This is a genomic window from Providencia alcalifaciens, assembly GCF_915403165.1.
GTDB classification, from domain to species: Bacteria; Pseudomonadota; Gammaproteobacteria; order Enterobacterales; family Enterobacteriaceae; genus Providencia; species Providencia alcalifaciens_C.
In genome coordinates this window covers 2,162,968-2,188,454 of record NZ_OU659204.1, presented here as the reverse complement: position 1 = coordinate 2,188,454, position 25,487 = coordinate 2,162,968, and the positions used below count along the sequence as shown (strand labels likewise).

Annotated in this window: 22 protein-coding genes; 13 read left to right on the top strand and 9 right to left on the bottom strand. The window is 41.9% G+C overall.

What is annotated here, in order from left to right:
• Positions 1–25: 25 nt before the first annotated feature.
• The 4 genes from LDO73_RS10110 to LDO73_RS10095 all read right to left on the bottom strand — a co-directional run bounded on the left by LDO73_RS10110 (position 26) and on the right by LDO73_RS10095 (position 3,035).
• Entirely contained in the window at positions 26–697 is a 672-nt protein-coding gene (locus tag LDO73_RS10110) for a M15 family metallopeptidase (RefSeq protein ID WP_224057770.1), read from the bottom strand.
• Positions 694–1,824 (bottom strand): succinyl-diaminopimelate desuccinylase, encoded by a 1,131-nt coding sequence (dapE, locus tag LDO73_RS10105; protein WP_224057769.1) that lies wholly within the window; start codon positions 1,822–1,824, stop codon positions 694–696. Before dapE ends, LDO73_RS10110 begins: the two co-directional genes overlap by 4 nt.
• An 11-nt stretch (positions 1,825–1,835) precedes the next feature.
• Positions 1,836–2,207, bottom strand: coding sequence for an ArsC family reductase (locus tag LDO73_RS10100; protein WP_224057768.1), 372 nt, complete (start codon positions 2,205–2,207; stop codon positions 1,836–1,838).
• A 207-nt stretch (positions 2,208–2,414) separates the two neighbouring features.
• Complete coding sequence (locus LDO73_RS10095) at positions 2,415–3,035, bottom strand: LuxR C-terminal-related transcriptional regulator (RefSeq protein ID WP_224057767.1); 621 nt, start codon at positions 3,033–3,035, stop codon at positions 2,415–2,417.
• Positions 3,036–3,471: 436 nt separating this feature from the next.
• Here LDO73_RS10095 and maeB point away from each other — a divergent pair, with 436 nt between their 5' ends.
• The 6 genes from maeB to aes all read left to right on the top strand — a co-directional run bounded on the left by maeB (position 3,472) and on the right by aes (position 13,427).
• Positions 3,472–5,751 carry an NADP-dependent oxaloacetate-decarboxylating malate dehydrogenase gene (gene maeB, locus LDO73_RS10090; RefSeq protein ID WP_224057766.1) on the top strand — a complete coding sequence of 760 codons (2,280 nt, stop codon included), beginning with the start codon at positions 3,472–3,474 and terminating at the stop codon, positions 5,749–5,751.
• A 153-nt stretch (positions 5,752–5,904) separates the two neighbouring features.
• Positions 5,905–6,798: a ChaN family lipoprotein gene (locus tag LDO73_RS10085; protein WP_224057765.1), complete on the top strand. Its 894-nt coding sequence runs from the start codon at positions 5,905–5,907 to the stop codon at positions 6,796–6,798.
• A gap of 136 nt (positions 6,799–6,934) precedes the next feature.
• Positions 6,935–7,738: an energy transducer TonB gene (locus LDO73_RS10080; protein ID WP_224057764.1), complete on the top strand. Its 804-nt coding sequence runs from the start codon at positions 6,935–6,937 to the stop codon at positions 7,736–7,738.
• Positions 7,739–7,750: 12 nt separating this feature from the next.
• Positions 7,751–9,883, top strand: a complete 2,133-nt coding sequence (locus LDO73_RS10075) for a S9 family peptidase (protein WP_224057763.1) — start codon at positions 7,751–7,753, stop codon at positions 9,881–9,883.
• A gap of 153 nt (positions 9,884–10,036) precedes the next feature.
• Positions 10,037–12,298 (top strand): TonB-dependent receptor domain-containing protein, encoded by a 2,262-nt coding sequence (locus LDO73_RS10070; RefSeq protein ID WP_224057762.1) that lies wholly within the window; start codon positions 10,037–10,039, stop codon positions 12,296–12,298.
• A 160-nt stretch (positions 12,299–12,458) separates the two neighbouring features.
• Entirely contained in the window at positions 12,459–13,427 is a 969-nt protein-coding gene (gene aes / locus LDO73_RS10065; protein ID WP_224057761.1) for an acetyl esterase, read from the top strand.
• Here the strand turns inward: aes and xseA are convergent.
• On the bottom strand, positions 13,416–14,783 hold the full coding sequence (gene xseA / locus LDO73_RS10060) for an exodeoxyribonuclease VII large subunit (protein ID WP_224057760.1): 1,368 nt from the start codon (positions 14,781–14,783) through the stop codon (positions 13,416–13,418). The genes aes and xseA overlap by 12 nt on opposite strands.
• Before the next feature lie 169 nt (positions 14,784–14,952).
• Here xseA and guaB point away from each other — a divergent pair, with 169 nt between their 5' ends.
• Positions 14,953–16,419 (top strand): IMP dehydrogenase, encoded by a 1,467-nt coding sequence (guaB, locus tag LDO73_RS10055; protein ID WP_224057759.1) that lies wholly within the window; start codon positions 14,953–14,955, stop codon positions 16,417–16,419.
• A gap of 136 nt (positions 16,420–16,555) precedes the next feature.
• Entirely contained in the window at positions 16,556–18,133 is a 1,578-nt protein-coding gene (gene guaA / locus LDO73_RS10050; RefSeq protein WP_224057758.1) for a glutamine-hydrolyzing GMP synthase, read from the top strand.
• Between the two features lie 165 nt (positions 18,134–18,298).
• On the opposite strand, the gene LDO73_RS10045 is transcribed toward guaA, so the two are convergent.
• The 4 genes from LDO73_RS10045 to LDO73_RS10030 all read right to left on the bottom strand — a co-directional run bounded on the left by LDO73_RS10045 (position 18,299) and on the right by LDO73_RS10030 (position 20,748).
• Positions 18,299–18,523: a hypothetical protein gene (locus LDO73_RS10045; protein ID WP_224057757.1), complete on the bottom strand. Its 225-nt coding sequence runs from the start codon at positions 18,521–18,523 to the stop codon at positions 18,299–18,301.
• A gap of 94 nt (positions 18,524–18,617) precedes the next feature.
• Positions 18,618–19,934 (bottom strand): type II toxin-antitoxin system HipA family toxin, encoded by a 1,317-nt coding sequence (locus LDO73_RS10040; RefSeq protein ID WP_224057756.1) that lies wholly within the window; start codon positions 19,932–19,934, stop codon positions 18,618–18,620.
• A complete protein-coding gene (locus tag LDO73_RS10035) occupies positions 19,928–20,263 on the bottom strand; it encodes a helix-turn-helix transcriptional regulator (protein WP_224057755.1) in 336 nt (111 codons plus the stop codon). The genes LDO73_RS10040 and LDO73_RS10035 overlap by 7 nt, the downstream gene beginning before the upstream one ends.
• Before the next feature lie 152 nt (positions 20,264–20,415).
• Complete coding sequence (locus LDO73_RS10030; protein WP_224057754.1) at positions 20,416–20,748, bottom strand: hypothetical protein; 333 nt, start codon at positions 20,746–20,748, stop codon at positions 20,416–20,418.
• Between the two features lie 631 nt (positions 20,749–21,379).
• On the opposite strand from LDO73_RS10030, the gene alr reads away from it, so the two are divergent.
• The 5 genes from alr to rlmA all read left to right on the top strand — a co-directional run bounded on the left by alr (position 21,380) and on the right by rlmA (position 25,449).
• Positions 21,380–22,603 carry an alanine racemase gene (alr, locus tag LDO73_RS10025; RefSeq protein ID WP_224061168.1) on the top strand — a complete coding sequence of 408 codons (1,224 nt, stop codon included), beginning with the start codon at positions 21,380–21,382 and terminating at the stop codon, positions 22,601–22,603.
• 210 nt (positions 22,604–22,813) lie between these two features.
• The gene (locus LDO73_RS10020; protein ID WP_154638512.1) at positions 22,814–23,551 is read left to right on the top strand and encodes a phosphatase; all 738 of its coding nucleotides are present in this window, start codon (positions 22,814–22,816) and stop codon (positions 23,549–23,551) included.
• Between the two features lie 482 nt (positions 23,552–24,033).
• Positions 24,034–24,231, top strand: a complete 198-nt coding sequence (locus LDO73_RS10015; RefSeq protein WP_006658806.1) for a hypothetical protein — start codon at positions 24,034–24,036, stop codon at positions 24,229–24,231.
• Between the two features lie 72 nt (positions 24,232–24,303).
• Complete coding sequence (locus tag LDO73_RS10010; protein WP_224057753.1) at positions 24,304–24,516, top strand: acid-shock protein; 213 nt, start codon at positions 24,304–24,306, stop codon at positions 24,514–24,516.
• 111 nt (positions 24,517–24,627) lie between these two features.
• Positions 24,628–25,449 carry a 23S rRNA (guanine(745)-N(1))-methyltransferase gene (gene rlmA / locus LDO73_RS10005; protein ID WP_224057752.1) on the top strand — a complete coding sequence of 274 codons (822 nt, stop codon included), beginning with the start codon at positions 24,628–24,630 and terminating at the stop codon, positions 25,447–25,449.
• Positions 25,450–25,487: the final 38 nt, after the last annotated feature.

The following is a 25,487-nucleotide window of genomic DNA, read 5'->3' as shown; positions in this document are numbered from 1 at the left end:
AGCAAGAGACTGAGTGACAGATAAATCATTCAGGCACTCTAATATAGTGGTTAAAAACATACTCAAGGTTATCTAATAACCAGGTTTTTCCACTAATATCTTCTTCGGTTAGCACCTGCCTAACAATTTCTGGCGTCAATAGCAGCTCAGCTTCATGGGACAACGGCCAATAACTAATATGCCAAGGTTCTTGTGCAACACCTGCATTGGTAGCGGTGAACGGGCGGTAGAAATCAAAAGTCGCCATATTGTCAGTTAACCAATGATTAAGCTCAGCAAAATAACCCCCTTCTTGATATTCCCAAGGTTCTAATTGCAAGGTTTGCCCAGCAGGAATGCGAAGAGGATCGTAAACATCAATCTCAGTACCCCAGTGGTGACGGCTCGCCCCTGGTAGCGCAGACCAATGCAAAATCGCTTCACATAATTCCCCTTCAGATAATGTTGAAATATCTAACGGTTGACTATGGGTATCAAGGACAGGGCGTTTACCTGCAAATTTTTCATTCCAAATGATCTGCTGGCGAGAAAAATCACGAAAAGCACTGGCGGATTGTAGTTTAAACCCGGCGCGTGCCGCCGCTTGCTGCATGGCAAGAAACGCTTTAGTGGTATTAAACTGTAGGCGGTGATTACCGCCCAAAGTCACTAAATGGTCGGTGGAGCGCCCAGTTAACATCTCGATGGAGAGAGTCATAGTAATAAAAGCTCCATGATACGTTCATAGATTACAGCGAGCTGTTGTAAATCATCGACGCTAACACACTCATCCACTTTATGGATTGTTGCATTCAATGGACCTAGCTCGATAACATGAGTACCCATTTGGGCGATGAAACGTCCGTCAGAGGTGCCGCCGCTGGTTGATAAGGTGGTTGAGCGCCCCGTGACTTCTTGGATGGCTTGCACCGTTGCACTCACTAATTCGCTGTCGCCCGTCAAGAATGGCTGACCTGATAAGAACCAATCTAAATGATATTTCAGTCCGTGACGCTCTAACATGTCAGCCACGCGTTCGCGGATTATGGTATCTGTTAGTTCGGTGCTAAAACGGAAATTAAATTGTACTTTTAGTTCACCAGGAATGACGTTATCGGCACCTGTACCAGCATTGATATTGGCGATTTGCATGCTGGTGGCTGGGAAATATTGGTTACCATCATCCCATTTAGTCGAGACTAATTCTTGCAGAAAGCCTGTTGCTCGGTGTACTGGGTTATCAGCAAGATGTGGATAGGCAACGTGTCCTTGGGTACCCAAAATAGTTAAGTGAGCAGTAATAGAGCCGCGACGGCCATTCTTAATGATGTCACCAAGCGCAGACTGGCTGGACGGTTCCCCCACTAAGCAGTAATCGACAGGCTCATTACGGGATTGTAACGTCTCGACCACTTTTACGGTGCCGTGAGTCGCTTTAGCTTCCTCATCGGAGGTAATTAAAAACGCGAGGCGGCCAGTATGAGTTGGATGTTTTTCTACAAAGCGCTCAGCTGCAACGATCATGGCGGCAATAGAGCCTTTCATGTCGGCAGCACCACGACCATATAAATGTTGATTGATAATTGTTGGAGTAAATGGCGGAGTTTGCCATTTACTGTGATCGCCAGCAGGGACGACATCAGTATGACCGGCAAAGGCGAGGGTTTTTCCAGTGCCGCCACGATGAGCCCAAAAATTGAGGGTGTCCCCAAAAGGCATTTTTTCCACCGTAAAGCCGATTTTATTCAAACGATTGATGAGTAAATCTTGGCAACCTTGGTCATCTGGACTGATAGAGGGACGGACGATAAGTTGTTTTGCAAGTTCAATGACAGGGCAGTTCATTGAGTCACCTTTTATTTTGTGAATTTTTGGTAATCGTCGGCGTTAAACCCGACAAGGTAATGACCATTAGCAGAAACAAGAACAGGGCGTTTGATCATTGCAGGTTCAGCCAGTAAGACTTTTTTCGCGCTATCAGCATCGACAACTGCATTTTTCTCTTCATCGCTGAGTTTGCGCCAAGTTGTACCTCGTTTATTCACCAAGGTTTCCCAATCGATGTGTTGCAAAAATGTAGAGAGGAGTTCATCAGTGATGCCATCAACGCGGTAATCATGGAATTGGTAGCCGACTGCGTTATCGTCTAAGTAACGGCGAGCTTTCTTAATGGTATCGCAGTTTTTAATTCCGTACATGATATAAGGGGATGCAGGGGTGTTGGACATATAATTTTCCTCTGATGGCGAACAATGTATGCCATACATAATGAGGGAAAATACAATTATGGTCTACCCCTTTGAATCGAAAAGATTTATTAATCTAACAAGCGATTTAATAATAACTAATGAAGAGTTAATATTCATAACATTATATATAAACAATAAAATAATCAATTTATACAAATTACGTTAATTAAATTAAATCAAATAGAATTATTTTGAACGCATGTATATTAAGCTGGCTTCTAAACGAGATCGGACTCGTAATTTTTTTAAGATATTTCGAATGTGAACTTTAACGGTTTCTTCAGAAATAAATAATAACTGAGAGATTTCTCTGTTTTTTAATCCGGCTGCCATTTCGTGTAATATTTCGCATTCACGGCGAGTTAATGTGGAAAGTGGATCTTTAGATTGATGTCGAGTAATCAAATGCTGATAAACTTTTTCGCTAAATACATGGTGCCCCTCCATTGCTTTTTTCATGCTATTAAGCAGCATATCGAGTTCGCTATTTTTTAATAGATAACCTTGAGCGCCGGCATCGATAGCGGCGTAGATATCGGTTTTCATCGTCGAAAGTGAAAGAACCAGTAAATAACTGTTAGCGCAATGTTTACGTAGTAATCGAATCGTTTCAAATGTTTTATTACCATGAAGAATAGTATCTATTAGTATCATATTAGGTTGTTTACTGGTGGCGATATTCAACGCTTCTTTACTATTTGAAACCTCCGCCGTGACGTCAAAGTCAGCTTTTGACTTTAATAAATGGGATAATCCAAAACGAAAAATAGGATGTTCATCGATAATCATAACCGTGTGATTAGACATAGTGGGTTCCTTTTTTATGTCTGATAACTTATTAGATTAACTAGAGTTGATATAGTTAAAATATAATCTATTTAAGATTGCATGAATTCATTATTCTTAATTGATGAATTAATTAGCTATATAAAAGCCTGAATAATGGGAGCGAAAATTATGGAGCTGGATATATTTAAGACTAAAAAACGAACTTTAGAATAATACATTAATTTCATAAAAATAATAACTAAGATTGAAAAAATTAAAGTAATTTAAAAAATGATATGAATAACAATATTGTGTATGTCTAGATATTCACCATTGTATTTTTATGGCAAATCCGTGTAAATTCCTTGTAATTGAAAGATTTTTCTGGAAATCATAGGCGTGATCATGATTTGCTAACAAGATGTGTTTATACTGTGATGGCTCTTACCTTACCAAATTTTGAAAGGACTTGATGATGGATGATAAATTAAAACAAAGTGCTCTCGATTTTCATGAGTTTCCTCATCCTGGGAAAATTACTGTAACACCAACCAAACCGTTAACCACTCAACGTGACTTAGCCTTAGCCTATTCTCCAGGTGTTGCGGTGCCTTGCCTAGAAATCGCAGAAGAACCACTAAAAGCGTATCGTTATACAGCAAAAGGTAACCTTGTGGGTGTTATCTCTAACGGTACTGCGGTACTAGGGTTAGGGAACATCGGCGCATTGGCAGGTAAGCCTGTCATGGAAGGGAAAGGGGTGCTATTTAAGAAATTCTCGGGTATTGATGTTTTCGATATTGAAGTCGATGAAACCGATCCTGATAAGCTGATTGATATCATCGCGTCGCTGGAACCAACATTCGGCGGTATCAACCTCGAAGATATTAAAGCACCAGAGTGCTTCTATATTGAACAAAAATTACGTGAACGCATGAATATTCCTGTGTTCCATGACGACCAACACGGAACCGCAATTATTTGTACCGCGGCGGTGATTAACGGTCTGCGCATCGTTAAAAAAGAAATTGGCGATGTTCGTTTAGTCGTATCCGGTGCGGGTGCCGCATCGATTGCCTGTATGAACTTATTAGTGGCGTTAGGATTAAAGCGCGAAAATATCACCGTTTGCGATTCAAAAGGGGTGATTTATAAAGGTCGTGATGAGCGAATGGATGCGACTAAAGCTGCGTATGCCATTGACGATAATGGTCAGCGTACATTAGCGGATGCTATCCCTGATGCTGACATTTTCTTAGGTTGTTCAGGCCCTCGCTTATTAACACCTGAAATGGTGAAAACCATGGCGAAGGATCCGCTGATCTTAGCATTAGCTAACCCTGAGCCGGAAATCCTGCCACCATTAGCGAAAGAAGTTCGCCCAGATGCCATTATTTGTACAGGGCGTTCTGACTACCCGAACCAAGTTAACAACGTTCTGTGCTTCCCATTCATCTTCCGTGGTGCGCTGGATGTCGGCGCAACAACAATCAATGAAGAGATGAAACTGGCTTGTGTTTACGCTATCGCTGACTTAGCGCTGGCGGAACAAAGTGAAGAAGTTGCTTCAGCGTACGGTAACCAAGATTTATTCTTTGGTCCTGAATATATCATTCCAAAACCATTCGACCCGCGCCTTATCGTGAAGATTGCGCCAGCAGTGGCAAAAGCAGCAATGGAATCAGGTGTCGCGACACGTCCAATCGCGGATATGGATGCGTATGTTGAAAAACTGAATCAGTTTGTCCATAAAACAAACTTATTTATGAAGCCAATTTTCTCTCAAGCGAAAAAAGAGCTAAAACGCATCGTATTAGCGGAAGGGGAAGAAGAGCGCGTATTACACGCAACTCAAGAGCTGGTTTCCCTTGGTTTAGCATTCCCTATTCTGGTGGGACGCCCTAGTGTGATTGAAATGCGCATCCAAAAACTGGGTCTGCATATTGAGCTAGGCAAAGACTTTGAGGTGGTCAACAATGAGAATGACCCACGCTTTAAAGAGTACTGGCAAGAATATTATCAAATCATGAAACGCCGTGGTGTTTCTCAAGAAATGGCGCGTCGAGCATTAGTTGCTAACCCAACGATTATCGGCGGTATCATGGTTCTGCGTGGTGAAGCTGATGGGATGATCTGTGGCTCAATCGGTAGCTACAGTGAACACTATCAAGTCGTCAAAGACCTGTTCGGTTTCCGGGAAGGTGCGCATACTGCAGGGGCAATGAATGCCTTGTTATTACCAACCGGTAATACCTTTATTGCCGATACTTATGTGAATGAAGATCCAACGCCAGAAGAGTTAGCGGAAATTACGTTAATGGCAGCGGATACGGTTCGTCGATTTGGTATTGAACCAAAAGTGGCGCTGTTATCGCGCTCAAGCTTTGGTTCTTCAGATTGTGGCTCAGCACAAAAAATGCGCGATACATTGGCATTAGTGAAAGCGCGTGAACCAAACTTGGAAATTGACGGTGAAATGCATGCGGATGCGGCGTTGATTGAGTCTATCCGTAAAGATGTGATGCCAGATAGCCCACTGAAAGGCTCAGCAAACTTACTGATTATGCCAAATATGGAAGCGGCGCGTATTAGCTATAACTTGCTGCGCGTGACAAGTTCTGATGGTGTTACTGTGGGTCCTGTGCTGATGGGGGTAGCGAAACCTGTCCACGTCTTAACGCCAATCGCATCTGTTCGTCGTATTGTCAACATGGTGGCGCTAGCCGCAGTGGAAGCTCAAACGAACCCACTGTAATTAGTTTCATTATAATAGTTTCTCGAATGATTGATTAATCATCGAGTTCCGCATAAAGGCTTCCATTGTGGTTAATGGGAGTCTTTTTTATTTGAAAATGATTATCATTATCTGTATTTTGAATGGCTTCAAAGTCACTATATGGAAAAGATAATGATATCAGCACGTTCTTTGAATTATTTAACGAAAAAGCCATCACTGTTGAGTTTAGGGATGCTTTTCGTTTTGAGTTTCACACAGTTAGGATGTACCTCGCAAACACCAAAAACCGCTCTGCAACTGGATCCTCAACTCACACAAGCTGGCAAAATCATTGATTTAGATTCGGGGAAATCCATCACTCCACAGCAGTTAATTCAAGAGCTTGCTGCCTCACCTCGCGTAATTGTCGGGGAGAAACACGACAATATTTACCATCATCAAATTGAGCAATGGGTAGCCCAAGAAATGCAGCAAATACGCCCTCAAGGTGCGGTGTTACTGGAAATGCTCACTCCTGATCAACAAAGTCGAGTTAACAATGTTCAAAAACAGATGCAAGGGAATCCGTATATTCGAGATGAAAAACTGCAAGAGGTTTTGCATTGGAATAATGGTTGGCCGTGGGCGCAATATGGGGAATTAGTGAAGTCTTTACTGGCTCAGCCATCCCCAGTTTTAGCGGCAAATATTAATCGAGATGCTGTGCTGAAGGCTTATGACAACCCACCGACACTAACGGGAGCACATTCAACTCAGCTTGTTATTCAGGAATTGATCAGCGAAACCATTAAGCGCTCACACAATGGTGAGTTGGATGATAAACAAGCGATAAAGATGATGGTGATCCAGCAGTTAAGAGATAGGGCGATGGCGCAGGGCTTATTAGATGCTCCGGCACCTGCATTACTATTTGCAGGTGGATATCATGCAACGCGGGCAATTGGCGTGCCGCTACATGTGCTCGATTTAGCGCCGGATGAGCCATTGAAAGTATTGATTATTTCGGAGCAAGGCGAGGAAATCGATAACTTGCATGCGGATTATGTTTGGTACACGCCGAAATAATCAACAAGTGCGAGCAATATGATGATTTAAAATCGTTAATTTTGTGAAGTAATCATCACATTTATTTACAAATAATTTCCATTTGCATTCGTTATTAATTATCATTTGCAACTCTGTAAAAGCACGTAAGATGAATATGAGCACAATAACGTTTGAAAGTGGGTATGTGAGTAAAACCTCGAAAATGGGCGGGTGGCTGGTTTTAGCCGTGGCACTGCATGTTGCCATTGTGGGGTTTTTTATCTGGATAACACACAATGCGCGATGGGAAGAGTCATTGCCGCCCCCCTCGGTGGTGATGGAATTATCTATCGAAGCACAAGCCAAACAATTAACGGAAGTGAATATTGGTCAAACCCAAGAGCTGGCTGTGGCGAGTGAATCCCATAAAGCGCAAGCAGAGGAAGCCATTATTCCCCCATTGCCTGTTAATGAGCAAGCGGAAGTGCAACTTACGAAAACAACGGCGAAAAAACCAAAGCCTGAGTTGAAAAAACAGAAACAAGAGCAGCAGCAAGTGAAGAAGGTGCAAACTACAGATTCGAAAGCCAGCGATGCGCCAGTGACCAGCGATGCAGCTGCACTTGTTCAAAGCCAGCAAATTGCTGCACAACTCAATAGTCAGTCAGAAGCCCTTGATAGCCTACAAAAACAGTGGGAAGCGATGGTGCTTGGAAAATTAAATAAATATAAACGTTACCCTGAAGATGCGGGAAGGCGTAACCGCATAGGTAAACCGGTGGTGATGTTTACGGTAGATAGCCAAGGTTTTTTACTTGATAGCAGTTTAGTGAACTCATCAGGCACACGCTCTTTAGATAAAGAAGCGCAGCAGGTGTTATCTCGCGCGGCACCGTTACCCGTACCACCTGCAGAAATTCTCAAGAATGGACGGATAACAGTCAGGTTACCTATTGATTTTACTCTTAATGATAAATAGATTGGACTCACTATGCGTAATAGAATCACTACTTATTGTGTGATCACACTACTTGGGTTATATGCAGCCAGCAGTGCTGCGGAGGACAAAATGCTAGCACCAATAGCGAAAAAACAGCCCCATACCATGACTATCCACGGGGATCAGCGCGTTGATAACTATTATTGGTTAAGAGACGATAACCGTGAAGCACCGGAAATTCTTGAATATCTGAATCAAGAAAATACGTATGCCACGCAGCAGCTTGAATTGGGCGAGCCATTAAAACAGGAAATTTACGACGAATTATTATCTCGCGTAAAGCAAGATGATGAATCGGTGCCATACAATTACAATGGCTATACATACCGTTCTCGCGTTGTCGCCGGTAAAAACTATTCCATTTATGAAAGACGCCCAATTAATAGTGATGGCGAATGGACAGTGTTAGTTGATGGTAACCAACGTGCGGAAGGGACTGAATATTACCGGATGGGGGCGCTAGCCATTTCCCCAGATAACACCACGATCGCGATTGCTGAAGACCGTCAAGGTCGTAATGATTATGCGGTTTCGTTCCGTAAGGTTGATGAGGCTAAGTGGCAAGAAAATATCCTGACAAACACTTCAGGCAATATTGTGTGGGCAAATGACAACCGCACACTATTTTATGTTAATAAAGACAAACAAACCCTGCTGCCTTATCAAGTGGTTAAGCACCAATATGGAACAGCACAATCCGCCGATAAATTGGTGTATGAAGAGAAAGATGATACTTACTATGTCAGTTTAGCGAAATCCACCTCCAAAGATTATATTCTGATTGGGATCACCAGTACCGAAACGTCAGAGTATCGTCTTTTGGATGCTAACCAACCTGAACGTGATGCGATAGTGCTACAACCGCGCAAAACGGGTGTGGAATATTACCCTGATCATTTTAACGGCAAATTCTATATTCGTTCTAATCATCAGCATCCATTATTTGGATTGTATATTGCGGATAATGCAACGGCACCATGGGTGAGTTTTATCGCACCTCGTGATGATGTCGACCTTGAAGATTTTGCATTATTTAATAACTGGTTGGTGATTGAAGAGCGTCAAAACGGCTTAGTGAATATTCGTCAAATTAGTTGGTTAACTCACAAAGAACATTCTGTGCGCTTTGATGACCCAGCTTATATGGCGTGGATTGGCAATAACCCAGAGCCAGATACCGATAAATTACGCTACGGCTACTCCTCCATGACAACACCATCCTCGGTGTATGAAATTAATATGCTGACCCAAGAGAAACAGCTATTAAAACAAGAGGAAGTGAAGGATTTCAATAAAGCGAATTATCAAAGCGAACGTATTTGGATCACTGCCCAAGATGGGATGAAAGTGCCGGTTTCATTGGTTTATCGCAAAGATAGTTTCAAACAAGGTAAAAATCCACTTCTGGTTTACGGTTACGGTGCATATGGATATGGTATCGACCCGTCATTTAGTTCTTCTCGCTTATCTCTGCTTGATCGTGGATTTGTGTATGCCATTGCCCATATTCGTGGCGGTGGGGATCTGGGTAAAAATTGGTATATTCAGGGCAAAACAGTCCATAAAATGAACACCTTTACGGACTTCATTGATGTGACTAACGCGTTATTAGCACAAGGCTATGGGGAAAAAGGCCATGTCTATGCCATGGGCGGTAGTGCTGGTGGCTTACTGATGGGGGCTGTCGTCAATATGGCACCTGATCTGTATGAAGGCGTGGTCTCTGCGGTGCCGTTTGTTGATGTGGTGACGACCATGCTTGACCCATCAATTCCACTGACTACGGGGGAATATGACGAGTGGGGCAATCCAGAGAATGAGGAAGATTACTGGCGAATTAAAGCCTATAGCCCGTATGACAATATCAAATCTCAACATTATCCACATATTTTGGTCACCACTGGGCTGCATGATTCCCAAGTACAATACTGGGAGCCTGCAAAATGGGTGGCAAAACTGCGTGATCTGAAACAAGGCAATTCTTTATTGTTATTAGAAACCAATATGAATGCCGGACACGGTGGAAAATCCGGCCGTTTTAATGCCTTAGATGATATTGCGAGAGAATATAGCTTTATTCTGATGTTAGAAAATAAAGCGAAATATTTCCCAAATTTTAAATAGTGTTACCCATAATAATTAGCCAAAAATAAGGCTATTAAGGATCAGCTGTACGGTTTATTAACACGGCAGCTGATCCTATTCGCAGACATTATTTTTATTCTGCGTTTGCAATGTGAGCGGCTGTTTTATCAGTACGTTTACAGGAATGGTTTAATGAATAATAAAATAATAATCATGGTAGCTGGGACTATTTCCGCTGGCTTCCACGGCTTCGCTTTGTCTGAAAACACACAGCAGACAAATAAGCAGAAAGATGATGTGGTTAATTTTAGCCAATTAAAAGTGTCGGGTGCGCAAAAACAAACGCCGTTGGTCAAAGCATTGGAAAAACCGGGGGCTTATAGCGCGGTCGGCACCGAGAATAAATTACAATCCATGGATAAGATTATCCGCTCGATGCCTGGAACCTATACCCAAATGGATGCGAGCCAAGGAACCATCAACGTGAATATTCGCGGGCTGAGTGGCTTTGGACGCGTAAACATGATGGTGGATGGTGTCACTCAAAGCTATTACGGAATATCGCCGAGTAAATTTACTCACGGTATGCAGCCGAGTAATGACTTTGGTTCACTTATTGATCCTAACTTTATTGTGGCGGTTGAAGTAGAAAAGGGGCAATTGAATGGTAGCAACAGTGTTAACGCCTTAGCGGGAAGCGCAAACTTTCGTACCTTATCTATCGATGATGTGATTTTTAAAGATAATTTGTGGGGAGTCCGTAGCAAAGGGAGCTGGGGAGATAATGGACTTGGTTATAACGGCATGGTTTCTGTGGCGGGAAAAACGTTATTAAATGACGGCGATGGTTATTTTGGCGGCTTAATTGCGGTGAGTGGGCACAATATCCCGGGCAGTTATAAAAATGGCGATGGCTTTGATACGGATGAATTCGCAACGGACCCGACATTCAAACAAAAACCACAGTCTCAATTAACTAAATTAAAATATAAACCGAATGATAGCCATGAAGTCGAATTCAGTGGTCGATTTTTACAAAATAAATTAACCAGCCGTAAGATTAATAGCGAAGATTATTACCTTAAATATAAATACACGCCAATCAATGAATTGATTGATGTGGAAGTGTTAGCGAGCCATGGATTTAATACCCAAAAATTCCAAGGTGAGCCAATTGGCGGGGCATTAAAAGATGCTGAGTCAGAGAACAAATCTGACAGTATTAATATTTCCAATACCAGCCATTTTTCTTATGGTGACACTGATTTTAAGTGGCAGGTTGGTTCGAAATTAATGAAGACCAAATACCAAAAAATCACGCAGCCAGTGGAAGATCCAAATACTATTATCAATAACCCATTTTCACCGAGCGGCACACAAGATATTGCCAGCCTGTATACCCAGTTTGAAGCGAGCTATGATATTTACACCGCAACGTTTGACCTCAACTATCTGAATTATCGTGTACAGGGCTATAAACCATCTTGTGATGAGACGGAAAAGTGCTTCCCTCAAGAAGCCAGTACATTAAATCTACGAGAAAGTGGTATTAACCCGGGAATATTAATCTCTGCTCAAGTTATCCCTGAATTTCAGCCATTTGTGAGTTACGCGCATTCGATGCGTGCCCCTAACGCCCAAGAAGCCTTTTTCTCATCAAATGGCGGTCAGAGTATGAATCCGTTCCTTAAAGGGGAAAAATCAAAAACTTGGCAAATTGGGTTTAATAGCTTCAAACCGGATTTAGTGGTGGAAGGAGACCAATTTAACCTAAAAGCTTTGTGGTTCCATACACAGATTAAAGACTACATTACGAGCAAAGCCTTCAATTTGTGTCGCTCAAATCCACAGGATGAATTTGATTGGTGCTTAATTAATGACGATGTTTGGGATAAAGAAAATCCTCATTTTTATCAGCGTGCGGATATCTATGTGAACGACCCACGAGATGTTAATTTGCGCGGTTATGAGTTACAAGCGAACTACGATGCTGGGGTATTTTATTCCATGGTTTCTTACACCCAAGAGTCTGGCAAACAACCAGTGTCAATTAACAGTACCTCGGTATTTAGTGCAGGAGATTTTACCCAATTACCTGAATATTACGTTACTTTAGATTCGGGGGTTCGCCTGTTTGATGAAAAACTGACCCTCGGCTCAGCCATTACATGGACGGGGCCATCTAAACGTATCAGCCCAGTTCCTGACGGTGACATGAACGGGGATGCGATGACAGAAAAGTATGAGAAACAGCCAACGATTGTTGACCTGTATGCAGACTATGAAATCAATAAACACTTCAAACTCATGATGGCGATTAATAACCTCACGAATGAAAACTACACGGACGCGCTAAACCGTGCGAATTCGGGTGCAGTGATGGAAGAACGCGGTAGAAATAATGAAACGGGAAGAGGGCGCAGTTATATGATTGGCGGTCAGGTGCGCTTCTAATCAAGAGATAGTTAACGGAAAGCGTTTAGTATTTTTAGTCTTACTCACTAAGGAAGATTGATAGGCTTATTATCTAAACGCTTTTCAATATTGGATACTCTACTCTCAGTTTATCCCTTTGGATTCATTACAATCAACGAATAAAAGTATGGAGATTGCAATGAAAACCACCAATAAAATCAATGTGCTTGATTTAATTTCGCCAGAGATGCAAAAAGTTATTCAATATTATGCACAACAGACACCAGCTGAGCCAACCGATGGAAGTTATGAAGCGATGCGCCTTGCTTATAATGAAGATCGCCGTTATTGGAACGCCAACGCACCGGAACTCTTTCGTGTTGAAAATATGACGGTTAAAACCGCCAAAGGTGACGTTGTCACTAGAATTTATCATCCTATAGAACATACACCTGCCACACTGTTTTATCTGCACGGTGGAGGCTTTATCCTCGGTAACCTCGATACCCATGACCGAATTATGCGTTTATTAGCGTTGTATTCTGGTTGTACGGTCATCGGCATTGATTACTCGCTTTCCCCTGATGCTCGTTATCCTCAAGCGATTGAAGAAGCTGTTGGGGTATGTCAGTTTTATTTCCAGCACGCTGAAAAATATGCGCTGAATATGCACCATATTGGGTTCGCTGGGGATTCTGCTGGGGCGATGTTGTCCCTTGCTATCGTATTATGGTTACGAGATAAACAAATTTACTGTGGTGATATCAGTGCAGTTTTACTGTGGTATGGATTATATGGTTTACAAGACTCCGGTAGCCGCCGTTTATATGGTGGTGAATGGGATGGGTTAAGACGAGAGGAGCTCCAAGAGTACGACAACGCTTATTTAGGCGAACAAGGAAGCCGTGAAGAGCCGTACTATTGCTTGTTTAATAATGACCTTACGCGAGATGTTCCGCCTTGTTTTATTGCGAGTGCGGAATATGACCCGCTAATTGATGATAGCGTGACATTATTTCAAACGTTTCAATCACATAAAATACCTTGCGAATATAAAGTGTATCTAGGAACGCTGCATGCCTTTTTACATTATTCGCGTATTATGCCAACGGCGGATAACGCCATTCGAGATGGCGCAGAATATTTTAAAAAACGACTATTTGGATGATTTTTTCGCTCGAACCTTCTGAATGCTGGTAACTTGGCTTTCAACCCAACCATCATTTAAGCGAGTTTTGAGCTGTTGACCTAATTTCACTTGGCTGGTCTTTTTCAATACAGCACCTTCAGCGGTCTCACTGATACTGAAACCTCGGGCGAGGGTCGCAAGAGGGCTGACCGCCTCCATTTTCGAGCAGGCCACGGCAAAACGCTGGCGATAGTTATTCACCAACTGGGTCAGCATATTTTGTAAATGATACTGAGTTTGCTGCAATTGACGCTGTTGGCGTTGCAATTGAGGACGCAGGTCATTTTGCATCAAACGGCGTTGGTTTTTATCGAATGTAAAGGTGGCCGATTGTAGCTGGCGGTTGATCGCATTGGTCAGTTTTTGGCGTAAGGCTGAAAGCTGATTTTGTTGCCGAGCAAGGCGTAATTGCGGGTGTTGCTGCTGTAAACGATGCTGCAGACGTGCAAAACGTTGCTGCTGCGCCGCCAAATAATAATCCATCGCCATCTCTAGATGCTGTTGTCCTGATTTCAATTGGCGCAGCATCTCAGTTTGATTGCGACTGACCAGTTCTGCTGCTGCGGATGGCGTAGGTGCGCGTACGTCGGCAACATAATCGGCGATGGTTACGTCTGTTTCATGCCCAACGGCGCTAATGATTGGTAATCGGCTAGCAAAAATAGCGCGAGCCACGATCTCTTCGTTAAATGCCCATAAATCTTCCAGTGAACCGCCTCCACGCCCCACAATGAGCACGTCGCATTCATTGCGTAAATTAGCGAGTTCAATGGCACGAGCGATTTGTGCAGGGGCTAATTCACCCTGAACGGCAGTAGGGTAAATAATCACAGGGAGTGACGGGTCACGTCGATGTAAGATATTTAAAATATCATGCAGAGCTGCGCCTGTTGCTGAGGTTATTACACCAACACATTTAGCCGGAGAGGGTAAAGCTTGTTTATGAATGACATCAAATAGCCCTTGGGTATTCAATGCTTGTTTAAGCTGCTCAAAACGCTGCTGTAGCAATCCTTCACCGGTAGGCTGCATACTCTCAATGATTAGCTGATAATCGCCCCTAGGCTCATACAGCGTGACTGTAGCTCGAACTAAAACTTGTTGGCCATTCTGGGGACGAAAGGTGACGCGAGTATTTTGCCCGCGAAACATTGCCGCGCGAACTTGGGCACGGTCATCTTTGAGTGTCAGGTACCAATGTCCCGAACTTGGTTGCGAAAAATTGGAAATTTCGGCAGTTAACCAAATTCGTCCCATTTGGGTATCAAGAAGTTCTCTTACCGTTTGGTTGAGCTTGCTGACTGAGTAAATTGCGCTATTTTGTTGAGTCGACATGTGAGCCAGATCAAATTTTAAAACAATGACTTAATGGACTGATACTAACGTAGCCGACGGACTTATCAAGTTTTTTTTGAAAAAAGTACTGGAAGCAACCGATTACGGTGTGTATAATTCCGCGGCAATATTTTATACCTTTCATAACGCTGCCTGGTGGATATTGCCTATGTTACGCATTAAAAAAGAAGCACTAACTTTCGACGATGTTTTACTCGTTCCTGCACACTCAACTGTACTGCCAAACACGGCAGATCTGTCCACTCAACTGACCGCAAAAATCCGCCTGAACATTCCTATGCTCTCTGCAGCGATGGATACTGTCACCGAATCTTTTTTAGCTATCGCACTGGCTCAAGAAGGTGGTATTGGATTTATCCATAAAAACATGTCCATTGAGCGTCAAGCTGAAGAAGTCCGTCGTGTGAAAAAACATGAAAGCGGTGTGGTGACTGATCCTGTCACTGTTACCCCTGAAACTACAATTCGTGAAGTGCAAGAAATGGCTGAACGCAATGGTTTCGCGGGTTATCCTGTGGTTTCTAAAGATAATTCTTTAGTGGGTATCATTACAGGTCGTGACGTACGTTTCGTGACGGATTTAGACCAGCCAGTAACTGCGGTGATGACGCCAAAAGAGCGTTTAGTGACCGTGAAAGAAGGCGAAGCTCGCGAAGTTGTATTACAAAAAATGCATGAGCATCGTGTTGAGAAAGCCTTAGTTATTGATGATAACTTCCATCTGTTAGGCATGATCACCGTTAAAGATTTCCAAAAAGCAGAACGTAAACCAAACGCATGTAAAGACGAGCAAGGCCGTCTGCGTGTGGGCGCAGCGGTAGGCGCTGGCCCAGGAAATGAAGAGCGTGTCGATGCACTGGTTGCTGCGGGCGTTGACGTTCTGTTAATCGACTCTTCACACGGTCATTCTGAAGGGGTTTTACAACGTATTCGTGAAACTCGTCAAAAATACCCTGATTTACAAATCATCGGTGGTAACGTCGCAACAGCTGAAGGCGCGAAAGCGTTGGCAGATGCAGGTGTTAGCGCAGTGAAAGTGGGTATCGGCCCTGGTTCAATTTGTACGACTCGTATCGTGACTGGCGTGGGTGTACCCCAAATCACAGCAATCGCTGAAGCGGCTGGCGCATTAGAAGGCACTGGCATTCCTGTTATTGCAGATGGCGGTATTCGTTTCTCTGGTGATATTTCTAAAGCTATCGCGGCTGGCGCTGCGTGTGTGATGGTTGGTTCCATGTTTGCAGGTACCGAAGAATCTCCGGGTGAAACTATCCTGTTCCAAGGTCGTACCTATAAAGCGTACCGCGGCATGGGTTCTCTGGGTGCAATGTCTAAAGGTTCTTCAGACCGTTATTTCCAATCTGATAACGCCGCAGACAAACTGGTGCCTGAAGGTATCGAAGGTCGCGTGGCTTATAAAGGTCGCTTAAAAGAGATCATTCACCAACAAATGGGTGGCTTACGCTCATGTATGGGTCTGACAGGCTGCGGTACTATCGATATGCTGCGAACCAAAGCTGAATTTGTGCGCATCAGTGGTGCGGGTATTCAAGAAAGCCACGTTCATGATGTGACTATCACTAAAGAGTCTCCTAACTATCGCTTAGGGCAGTAATTATTGTTTAGGATAATAACGCCATTTCGGGGTGCTATTATCCTTTAAAACAGTAATCGAACAGTTTCAGGGTGGCGCACATATTGATTGCGTCACCACCTTTTATTTTGACTTGAATTGCTGGAATTCTCCTCAAATGACTACAAATATCCATAAGCATCGCATTCTTATTCTTGATTTCGGCTCTCAGTATACTCAGCTGATTGCACGTCGTATCCGTGAAATTGGCGTCTACTGTGAACTGTGGGCGTGGGATGTGACTGAAGAGCAAATCAGAGAGTTTAATCCTAACGGGATTATCTTGTCTGGTGGTCCAGAAAGTACGACAGAAACTGATAGCCCACGAGCACCAGAGTATGTATTTAATGCAGGGGTGCCTGTTTTAGGTATCTGCTACGGCATGCAAACCATGTCTATGCAATTAGGTGGCGCTGTTGAAGTGTCTGGCGAACGTGAATTTGGGTATGCTAACGTTGAAATTCTGGAAGATTGCGACCTGTTCCGCGGTATCCAAGATGCACTGAACGAAGATGGTAAGCCAGTTTTAGATGTTTGGATGAGCCATGGTGACAAAGTGACCGCCATCCCATCTAGCTTCAAAACGATTGCAAGCACGCCAAGCTGCCCATATGCAATTATGGCGGATGTCGAGAAGCGTTTCTACGGTGTTCAGTTCCACCCAGAAGTGACTCACACTCATCAAGGTTTAAATATTTTAAAACGTTTCGTGTTGGATTTGTGCCAATGTGAAGCGTTGTGGACGTCAGCCGCGATTATCGAAGATACCGTTGCTCGCCTGAAAGAACAAATCGGTGATGACCATGTTCTGTTAGCACTGTCTGGCGGCGTGGATTCTTCTGTCACTGCGCTATTATTAAACCGCGCGATTGGTAAGCGCCTGACTTGCGTATTCGTTGATAACGGCTTATTGCGTTTAAATGAAGCTGACCAAGTGATGGAAATGTTCCAAGGTAAATTTGACCTGAACATTATCCACGCGAAAGCACAAGACCGCTTTATGAGCGCACTGGCAGGCATTTCTGATCCAGAAGCTAAGCGTAAGAAAATTGGTCACGTATTTATCGAAGTGTTTGATGAAGAATCCTCTAAGCTACCTAAAATTAAGTGGTTAGCACAAGGGACTATTTATCCAGATATTATCGAGTCTGCGGCATCAGCAACGGGCAAAGCACACGTAATCAAATCTCACCATAACGTGGGTGGATTGCCGGAAGATATGAAGCTGGGTCTGGTTGAACCGCTGAAAGAGCTGTTTAAAGACGAAGTGCGTAAGATTGGTCTGGAGTTAGGTCTACCATACGATATGCTGTATCGTCATCCATTCCCAGGTCCAGGCTTAGGCGTTCGTGTTCTGGGCGAAGTGAAGAAAGAGTATTGTGACTTGCTGCGCCGCGCAGATGCTATCTTTATCGAAGAGCTGCACAAAGCAGATCTGTACAATAAAGTTAGCCAAGCATTCACTGTATTCTTACCCGTTCGTTCTGTTGGTGTAATGGGCGATGGTCGTAAGTATGACTGGGTGGTTTCGCTGCGTGCAGTTGAAACCATCGACTTTATGACTGCTCATTGGGCTCACTTGCCATATGACTTCTTAGGCCGCGTGTCTAATCGCATTATCAATGAAGTGAATGGCATTTCCCGCGTAGTTTATGACATTAGCGGCAAGCCACCAGCGACCATTGAGTGGGAATGATTTAGCGATAATCGATAGCGATTTTTAGAAATCATTAATACTAAAGGCATCAGTTATTTACTGGTGCCTTTTTGTTTATTGGGGAATGACTGAGATTGCTCGGTACTTTTAGGATTAATGATGAACCGAAAGATTTGGTATGTTGATGATGAGATAAGCAATAATTTAAAGCTTTTTATTTAGATTTTTGAGGTTAACGCCATTTTTCCGCATTTCAGCATTCTTTTCATCAATTTTTCTATTACGAAAATCATTGCGTGCGCGTTTATATGCGCGATCGATAGCATTATTAAGAACGCCGCCGCCGCCAGGAAAAGGAACCCATGAAAGCATCCATAATAATACTAATTTGATGAACAGAATGGCTTTTATCCATCGTTTTGTCATCATTCTTCCTTGTGTTGTGTGCTTACGATTGTGAATGAGTTGACGGATTAAAAATACGAGATTTTAGTTTATAGATGACTGATTTATTAACTAAGAATTAGATTTTTAATCTCAAATTTTTATTTATTTCATCGGCTAATTCAGCAGGAACGTCCCACTCTTTGGCAAGTTTTCCCCATTGGGAAACTGCATCTAGAGTCTCATCTATAATATTATCGATTTTTTGTTTGTTAAATGCAGGACTGAGTTTTATTAAAGAATAAAAATCCTCACGAGTAAAATCATCTCTTTTCCCACTTAAGCTCATCCAATGACTGTTTACCCATTTACTACCGGGTTTGTAACTATAAGCTAAGTCGTAAGCGGGAGCTAAAACCCATTTATTATTTTTCAGCATAAATGCAAAATTTTTGGAATGGTCATCATGATTGCGAGCGATAATGTTAAAAGCCATTCGTTTTAATAGCTGAAATGCATCATCTGCAGGTAAACGTAAGTCACGGGCGATACCAAATAGTTCAGCGTAGGAAAATGAACCGGGGTTTTTATAATCCACATGCGCTAAACCATTTAAGGTCTGTACGTGAACTTTTTGGTTACCGATACGATCAAAACGCTGAGTAATGAAATGCCGTCTGGCACCTTCATCCAGTAAATGGCATGGCATCATATCGACTCCGCACTGTGTCGCCATCAAGTGATAGACATATTCCATGGCACCATAACCGAGTGGGTCTCCAAACGTTTCTTGGTTTGTATTGTGCTCGCTTACACCATCAAATTTCATTAAATAGTGGGTGAAATTACTGGGTATATCGGATTGACCAGAACGGACTTGGGTAAAATCGTGGTTAAAGGCGAGAACCGCTTTAGGTCTTGCTCCACCGGCACTCATTCCTACAGATAGTAACTCCATCATTGAAGCTGAATCTTCTTGATGGTTGCGACTTAATTCCACACTAAAATTGCTACGCAAATCGAGAACTTCCTGTGCAATAGCCACAAGAGACTCAATTTGGATATCGTTTCTTATATTGCTGTTATGAAGTTTGGTTGCAGGGATGTATTCTAATGCTCCCATTCCTCGTTTTCCAGTGTATTGCAGGCGCTGTAAAGGCGTAATGCTGTCAATTGATTTACCTTGGCTTGCGACCCATGCATTCATGACGGCATTACCAAAATCATCAGGTAAAGAATCGGCAATTAGTCCAGGTAAACCTTTAAATGTTTGATAGTTGAGTTCAGGAAAGCGATAAATATGTTTTGATAGTGGCATCTTCAACGGAGAAAGCTGTATACCTTTTTTAATAAACGCAGTGGAATATTCAAAGGCAGCAAGGCCTGTAGAAGAGTCAAAACTTAATGCTCCAATGCTTTCACTTTTGTAACATACTTCGATAACTTCCATTACCATTCTAATTCTTCCTCTTCAGTACCAGTGTGGTCGGTGCGTTGTCCAGATGCACGTTGCCGTTTCTTTCCTTGTAATTTCATCAGTTGAATAGGGGATATTGGTTGTGGAGGTAAAAATAGATCCAATTGCTCAGTTAGGTTTAACGCCATCATAATGGCAATAAACATTTCTAGCTGAGTATGACCTTTTTCAGCGGCCATGATAGTTTTGCGCGAAACACCCACAAATTGGGCTAATTCTGCTTGGGTTAAATTTTGATTAAGTCTTGCTTGTTTTAGCCGATCACCGATTTGCCCTGCATAGGCTGATGGTGATTTTTTCTCGCTCATAATGTCCTCCGTAATGGACATAATATGCAAAAATACATAATAATGTACCAAATATAGGACTTTATATATTAATAGTCAAATCAACATATACTAAGTCCGTAATTAAGGACATTAATGTAATGGCTCACACTTAAAGTCCATATTAGTGGACTTTAAGTGTGATAAATTTTGTTCCTAGGAACAATCGCCCCTAACGAATAGCATAGACCGGTTAGCCCTGCGAGGCTTAACGGCAAAATCATGACGCTATCATTTTTGAGTGGGTTATCTAGATTAAACATAATCACGATTAAAAATAAATTACTCGCGAAGGTAGCAGCGGTGTAGATAACTGCCACCTTTTGAGGTAAACGAGTTAACGAAAAATCCTCAGCAAACTTATCAAAATGCTCCCAAATAAGGTGAATAACTAAATAAGCAAGAATAAGCGTAAAGTAAAATATGCTGAGTGCTTGTGTTGTTTGTGGATGGAAAAACTCAATCATATTTTATCGAGATATAGATAAAAATAACGCTGAGTATAGCCGCTAGAATATAAATATTAGTGGTCGTTAAAATCAGTGATGGAACGATAAGCGATATAGCACCATTGAGTGCTAGGGCTGAACCAACTCCTCCTGTAAGAGGATTCATTATCTTTTGAATTATCCAATTCATAGTTTTCCTTACTTTTTGTTAAAAGCGCAGTCTTTAAAAACATAACCATTAAATAGCTAACAAGGCGTGATTACTAAAACAAAGGGGTCAAGCCGCAAGCACTCAAGCACAAACGCACCCAGAATAATAATTTCCAAAAATAAAAACATACCCCGAACAAGGTAATTTAAAGCAGAAAAAATGATTATGAGAGCAGCCTCGTAAAAAACATTGTTGGGACAGTTTAGAGGTACTTGTATTGCGGTAAACAAGATATGAGAAAGGAAGAGCTAGGTTAAATATTGTTTATAAATTCACTAAAAATGATTTTTCATTCAAAATCGAGTAGTTATTACTTGTTCAATTAATTCATATTGATATTATCAGTAGCCTATATACATCGAAGTATATGTTCACTCCCCGTAATCATAATAATAAAGGTGAGGGGAAACTCACTGATCCATGGCTAAGGATAAAAATGTGGCATTTCGTCTGAAATATCTTGCTCTTCTTCCCTTGCTGGTGGCGACTGCATGTCAGCAACCTGCGAAAACCAACATCATAGAGACCCCATCCGCACAAATTCAACCTGCGCTCGTTAACAATGCATGGATAGAAATTTCTCACCGTGCGCTGGATTACAACATTAAGAAAGTACAAGCATTATTGGGTGATAAAGCAGGAATGTGCGCCGTTTTAAAAGGGGATGCGTATGGGCATGACTTGACGTTAGTTACCCCTGTAATGATTGAAAATAATGTTCAGTGTATTGGGCTAACTAGCAATACAGAATTGAAGCAAGTTCGTGATTTAGGCTTTAAAGGTCGTTTAATGCGTGTGCGTAATGCCACGGAAAAAGAGATGGCTCAAGCCACTGAATTTACTGTAGAAGAACTGATTGGCAACTTAGAAATGGCGCAACGCTTAAATGCGATTGCGGCGAAGCAAGGCAAAGTTATTCCGATTCATCTTGCATTGAACTCGGCAGGAATGTCACGAAATGGCTTGGAAGTCAGCAATGCAGAGGGATTAGAGCAAGCTAAGCTAATCTCACAATTACCCAATTTAAAGATCGTCGGCATTATGTCCCATTATCCTGAAGAGGATGAAGCTCAAATCCGAAAAGATTTAGCGAAGTTTAAAAAAGAATCTCAACAAGTTCTGAATGTGACAGGATTGAAACGTGAAGATGTCACTCTGCATGTTGCGAATACTTATGCAACATTGACGGTCCCAGAATCATGGTTGGATATGGTACGTGTGGGCGGCATTTTTTATGGAGATACGGTTGCCACTAAAGATTACAAACGCGTGATGACGTTTAAGTCAAATATTGCGGCGGTGAATCACTATCCGAAAGGGAATACCGTCGGTTATGACAGAACGTATACGCTGAAGCGTGATTCTGTATTAGCGAATATTCCTGTCGGTTATGCGGATGGCTACCGCCGCGTATTCAGTAATGCAGGGCATGTTTTAATCAATGGGCAGCGCGTACCTGTTCTTGGAAAAACGTCAATGAACACAGTAATGGTCGATGTCACAGATATTAAAAATGTGCAACCAGGGGATGAGGTTGTCTTTTTTGGTAAACAAGGAAAAGAGGAAATAACCGCTGAGGAAGTTGAAGATATTAGCGGTGCGTTGTTTACTGAAATGTCCATATTATGGGGTGCGACCAATAAGCGTATTTTAGTGAACTAAAGCATATTATTTTAATAGGAGCCCGCTCAATGTGAAGCGGGTTTTTTATTGCTGCAATGGGGCAGATAAACTGCAATTTACAATAGAGATCCGATAAGTGCGGTTTAACAGAATTGTTATCGAATCCTTGGTGGCGATATGTTAGCTTGGGATAACCTTTTCAATCTGAATAATGTCAGAAGGCAAATAGAAGAATTAGAAGGATATTTTATGTATCAAGTTGATTTACATGCACACACCATTGCCAGCACCCATGCATTTAGCACTGTTAATGAATACTTTGCGGAAGCTGCCGCTCGAGGAATGAAACTATTTGCCATTACCGACCATGGCCCTGAAATGCAAGATGCCCCACATGAATGGCATTTTGGCAATATGCCGATATTGCCGCGCATTGTTAATGGCGTTGGTTTGTTATATGGAATCGAAGCAAACATTAAAAATAAGCAGGGTGAGACAGACTGCAATGAAAAGATTGCTCGTCATCTAGATATTATTCTAGCAGGATTCCATGAGCCGGTTTTAGAACCACAAAGTTTAGAAGACAATACAGAAGCGATGATTGCTACTATTCGTAGCGGAAAAGTGCAAATTATTACTCACCCTGGCAACCCTAAATATCCAATTGATATTAAAGCTGTTGCTCAAGCGGCCAAAGAGTGCAACGTGGCACTAGAGATGAATAACTCCTCTTTCTTGCATTCTAGAGCTGGTAGTAAGAAGAACTGCATAGAAATAGCGAAAGCGGTGAAAGAAGCGGGTGGTTGGGTTGCATTAGGCTCAGATTCACATCATGTTAGTTATTTGGGGCGTTTTGATGAAGTGGTTGAGATGTTGAAATCCATCGATTTTCCAGAATCCCGAATTTTGAATACCACGCCACGCCGTGTTTTAGACTTTTTAGAGGCTCATGGGCGTAAACCTATTCCTGAGTTTGCTCATTTCTAATTTTTAAAGCGAAGATAGTAAATTAAAAAGCCATTCAAAGTTGAATGGCTTTTTTACTTGAAGTAAACAGAAAGGTTTTTTTTGAACAGAATGAAAGTTAGTTAATCTTCAAAAAAATAAATTTTATTAAATTGGCAAGATAAAAATTGAATTTTTAAAGGAAAAATGAGTAAAAAACAGATATCAAATAAATTGGAATGGATATAATCTTTAAAATAAAAAAATTAACATCAAGATGAATTTTAATTTATCATGATGATATATATGAATAAATTAAATTAACCTTGAGTCAAAAAAAGATTAAAAATTAACCCGAGAAAGTAAATGAAATATCAACAAAATTAAAATATTTATTCATTAAAATAACCTATAAAAAATTTAAGAATCTTTAATATTCTCCTATTGCGAAATGATCTGCAGATATGATTTATTAGTGTGGCAAGAACATCCTTGCTTAATAAATTAATCTTAAGGTACTTAGTATGAAAAAGTTATTAGCAATCGCAACTGTATTGTCATTAGCTGTTTCTGGTGCTGCATTAGCAAATACAACAACCAAAACAGAGCCAGTAGCGCCAATTGCTGCTGCTCATCACTCAGCGAAAGCTCATCACGCAAAAGTGAAAACTGAGAAAAAAGTGAGTGCAACTAAAGATAAAAGTGCCGAAAAAGCCATTTAAATTTTTAGCTACACCAAAATATAAGTTTTATACCAATTAATCGTTAGTTTGAATTTAAATAAGGCATTCAAAATGAAAAAATTATTAGCAATCGCGACTGTTCTGTCATTAGCTGTTTCTGGTGCTGCATTAGCAAATACCACTGCGAAAACTGAACATGCAAACCATGGTGTGAAAACTCACGAAGTTGCCAAAGCAGAACATGGTAAAAAAGAAGTTAAAAAGAGTGAAGTGAAACAATCAGGTGAAGCAAAAGCACCTGAAGCGGCTAAAGCAAGTAAATAAGTTCGCTATACTCCTCTAGATTACGTCACGGTGCCATGGGGTATAATTCCATGGCGCTGCTTGACAGCTTATATGGTATACTGCGCATTATTTTTAAATCAGTGTAACCATATGAATTATCAATGCCCCCTGTGTTTTAAACCCCTCAATTTAATTAACAGTAGTTATCGTTGTGAAGCCAACCACCAGTTTGATTGTGCCAAAGAGGGTTATGTTAATTTACTTCCAGTACAACACAAGCGCTCTAAAGATCCGGGTGATAGCCTAGAAATGATGACCTCCCGTCGTCAGTTTTTAGATGCTGGGCATTATCAGCTAATGCGCGATAAGGTCGCTGAAAAGCTTGCTCAATATCTACCTGAGAACAGCGAAAATATACTCGATATCGGGTGTGGGGAAGGGTATTACACTGACCATTTTTCTCAGTCATTAAAGGCTGCATCTAAATCCGTTGCTGTGTATGGGCTGGATGTGTCGAAAGTGGCGATCCGTTTTGCTGCGAAGCGCTATAAATCCGTTAATTTCTGCGTTGCTTCAAGCCATCGTTTACCATTTTCGGATTCGAGTGTGAGTGGCATTATTCGTATTTATGCCCCCTGTAAAGCGCAAGAATTAAGCCGAGTATTAGCACCAATGGGAATTTTAATTACGGTAACGCCGGCAGCAGAACATCTGCAAGAATTAAAAGCCTTGATTTATGATGAAGTGAAATTACACCCTGCAAAAGACGAAGACCTTCCGGGATTTAAATTGATTGATGAGACTCGCTTGAATTATGCGATGGCTCTCGAAGGAGAAGAGGCATTTGCATTGTTAGAGATGACGCCGTTCGCATGGCGTGCTTCTGAAGAAGTGAAGCAGCAATTAAAGCAGGAAGACGTGAAAGGTTATACCGCTGATTTTCTGATCCGAGTTTATCAATATCAAGTATAAAATCAGTATCAAATCTCAAGCTATTCCCCCTGAATAGG

Bases quoted from the DNA above. Each gene is read 5' to 3' on its own strand.
- LDO73_RS10110 (WP_224057770.1), bottom strand. From the start codon at position 697: ATGACTCTCTCCATCGAGATGTTAACTGGGCGCTCCACCGACCATTTA.
- dapE (WP_224057769.1), bottom strand. From the start codon at position 1,824: ATGAACTGCCCTGTCATTGAACTTGCAAAACAACTTATCGTCCGTCCC.
- LDO73_RS10100 (WP_224057768.1), bottom strand. From the start codon at position 2,207: ATGTCCAACACCCCTGCATCCCCTTATATCATGTACGGAATTAAAAAC.
- LDO73_RS10095 (WP_224057767.1), bottom strand. From the start codon at position 3,035: ATGTCTAATCACACGGTTATGATTATCGATGAACATCCTATTTTTCGT.
- maeB (WP_224057766.1), top strand. From the start codon at position 3,472: ATGGATGATAAATTAAAACAAAGTGCTCTCGATTTTCATGAGTTTCCT.
- LDO73_RS10085 (WP_224057765.1), top strand. From the start codon at position 5,905: ATGATATCAGCACGTTCTTTGAATTATTTAACGAAAAAGCCATCACTG.
- LDO73_RS10080 (WP_224057764.1), top strand. From the start codon at position 6,935: ATGAGCACAATAACGTTTGAAAGTGGGTATGTGAGTAAAACCTCGAAA.
- LDO73_RS10075 (WP_224057763.1), top strand. From the start codon at position 7,751: ATGCGTAATAGAATCACTACTTATTGTGTGATCACACTACTTGGGTTA.
- LDO73_RS10070 (WP_224057762.1), top strand. From the start codon at position 10,037: ATGAATAATAAAATAATAATCATGGTAGCTGGGACTATTTCCGCTGGC.
- aes (WP_224057761.1), top strand. From the start codon at position 12,459: ATGAAAACCACCAATAAAATCAATGTGCTTGATTTAATTTCGCCAGAG.
- xseA (WP_224057760.1), bottom strand. From the start codon at position 14,783: ATGTCGACTCAACAAAATAGCGCAATTTACTCAGTCAGCAAGCTCAAC.
- guaB (WP_224057759.1), top strand. From the start codon at position 14,953: ATGTTACGCATTAAAAAAGAAGCACTAACTTTCGACGATGTTTTACTC.
- guaA (WP_224057758.1), top strand. From the start codon at position 16,556: ATGACTACAAATATCCATAAGCATCGCATTCTTATTCTTGATTTCGGC.
- LDO73_RS10045 (WP_224057757.1), bottom strand. From the start codon at position 18,523: ATGATGACAAAACGATGGATAAAAGCCATTCTGTTCATCAAATTAGTA.
- LDO73_RS10040 (WP_224057756.1), bottom strand. From the start codon at position 19,934: ATGGTAATGGAAGTTATCGAAGTATGTTACAAAAGTGAAAGCATTGGA.
- LDO73_RS10035 (WP_224057755.1), bottom strand. From the start codon at position 20,263: ATGAGCGAGAAAAAATCACCATCAGCCTATGCAGGGCAAATCGGTGAT.
- LDO73_RS10030 (WP_224057754.1), bottom strand. From the start codon at position 20,748: ATGATTGAGTTTTTCCATCCACAAACAACACAAGCACTCAGCATATTT.
- LDO73_RS10020 (WP_154638512.1), top strand. From the start codon at position 22,814: ATGTATCAAGTTGATTTACATGCACACACCATTGCCAGCACCCATGCA.
- LDO73_RS10015 (WP_006658806.1), top strand. From the start codon at position 24,034: ATGAAAAAGTTATTAGCAATCGCAACTGTATTGTCATTAGCTGTTTCT.
- LDO73_RS10010 (WP_224057753.1), top strand. From the start codon at position 24,304: ATGAAAAAATTATTAGCAATCGCGACTGTTCTGTCATTAGCTGTTTCT.
- rlmA (WP_224057752.1), top strand. From the start codon at position 24,628: ATGAATTATCAATGCCCCCTGTGTTTTAAACCCCTCAATTTAATTAAC.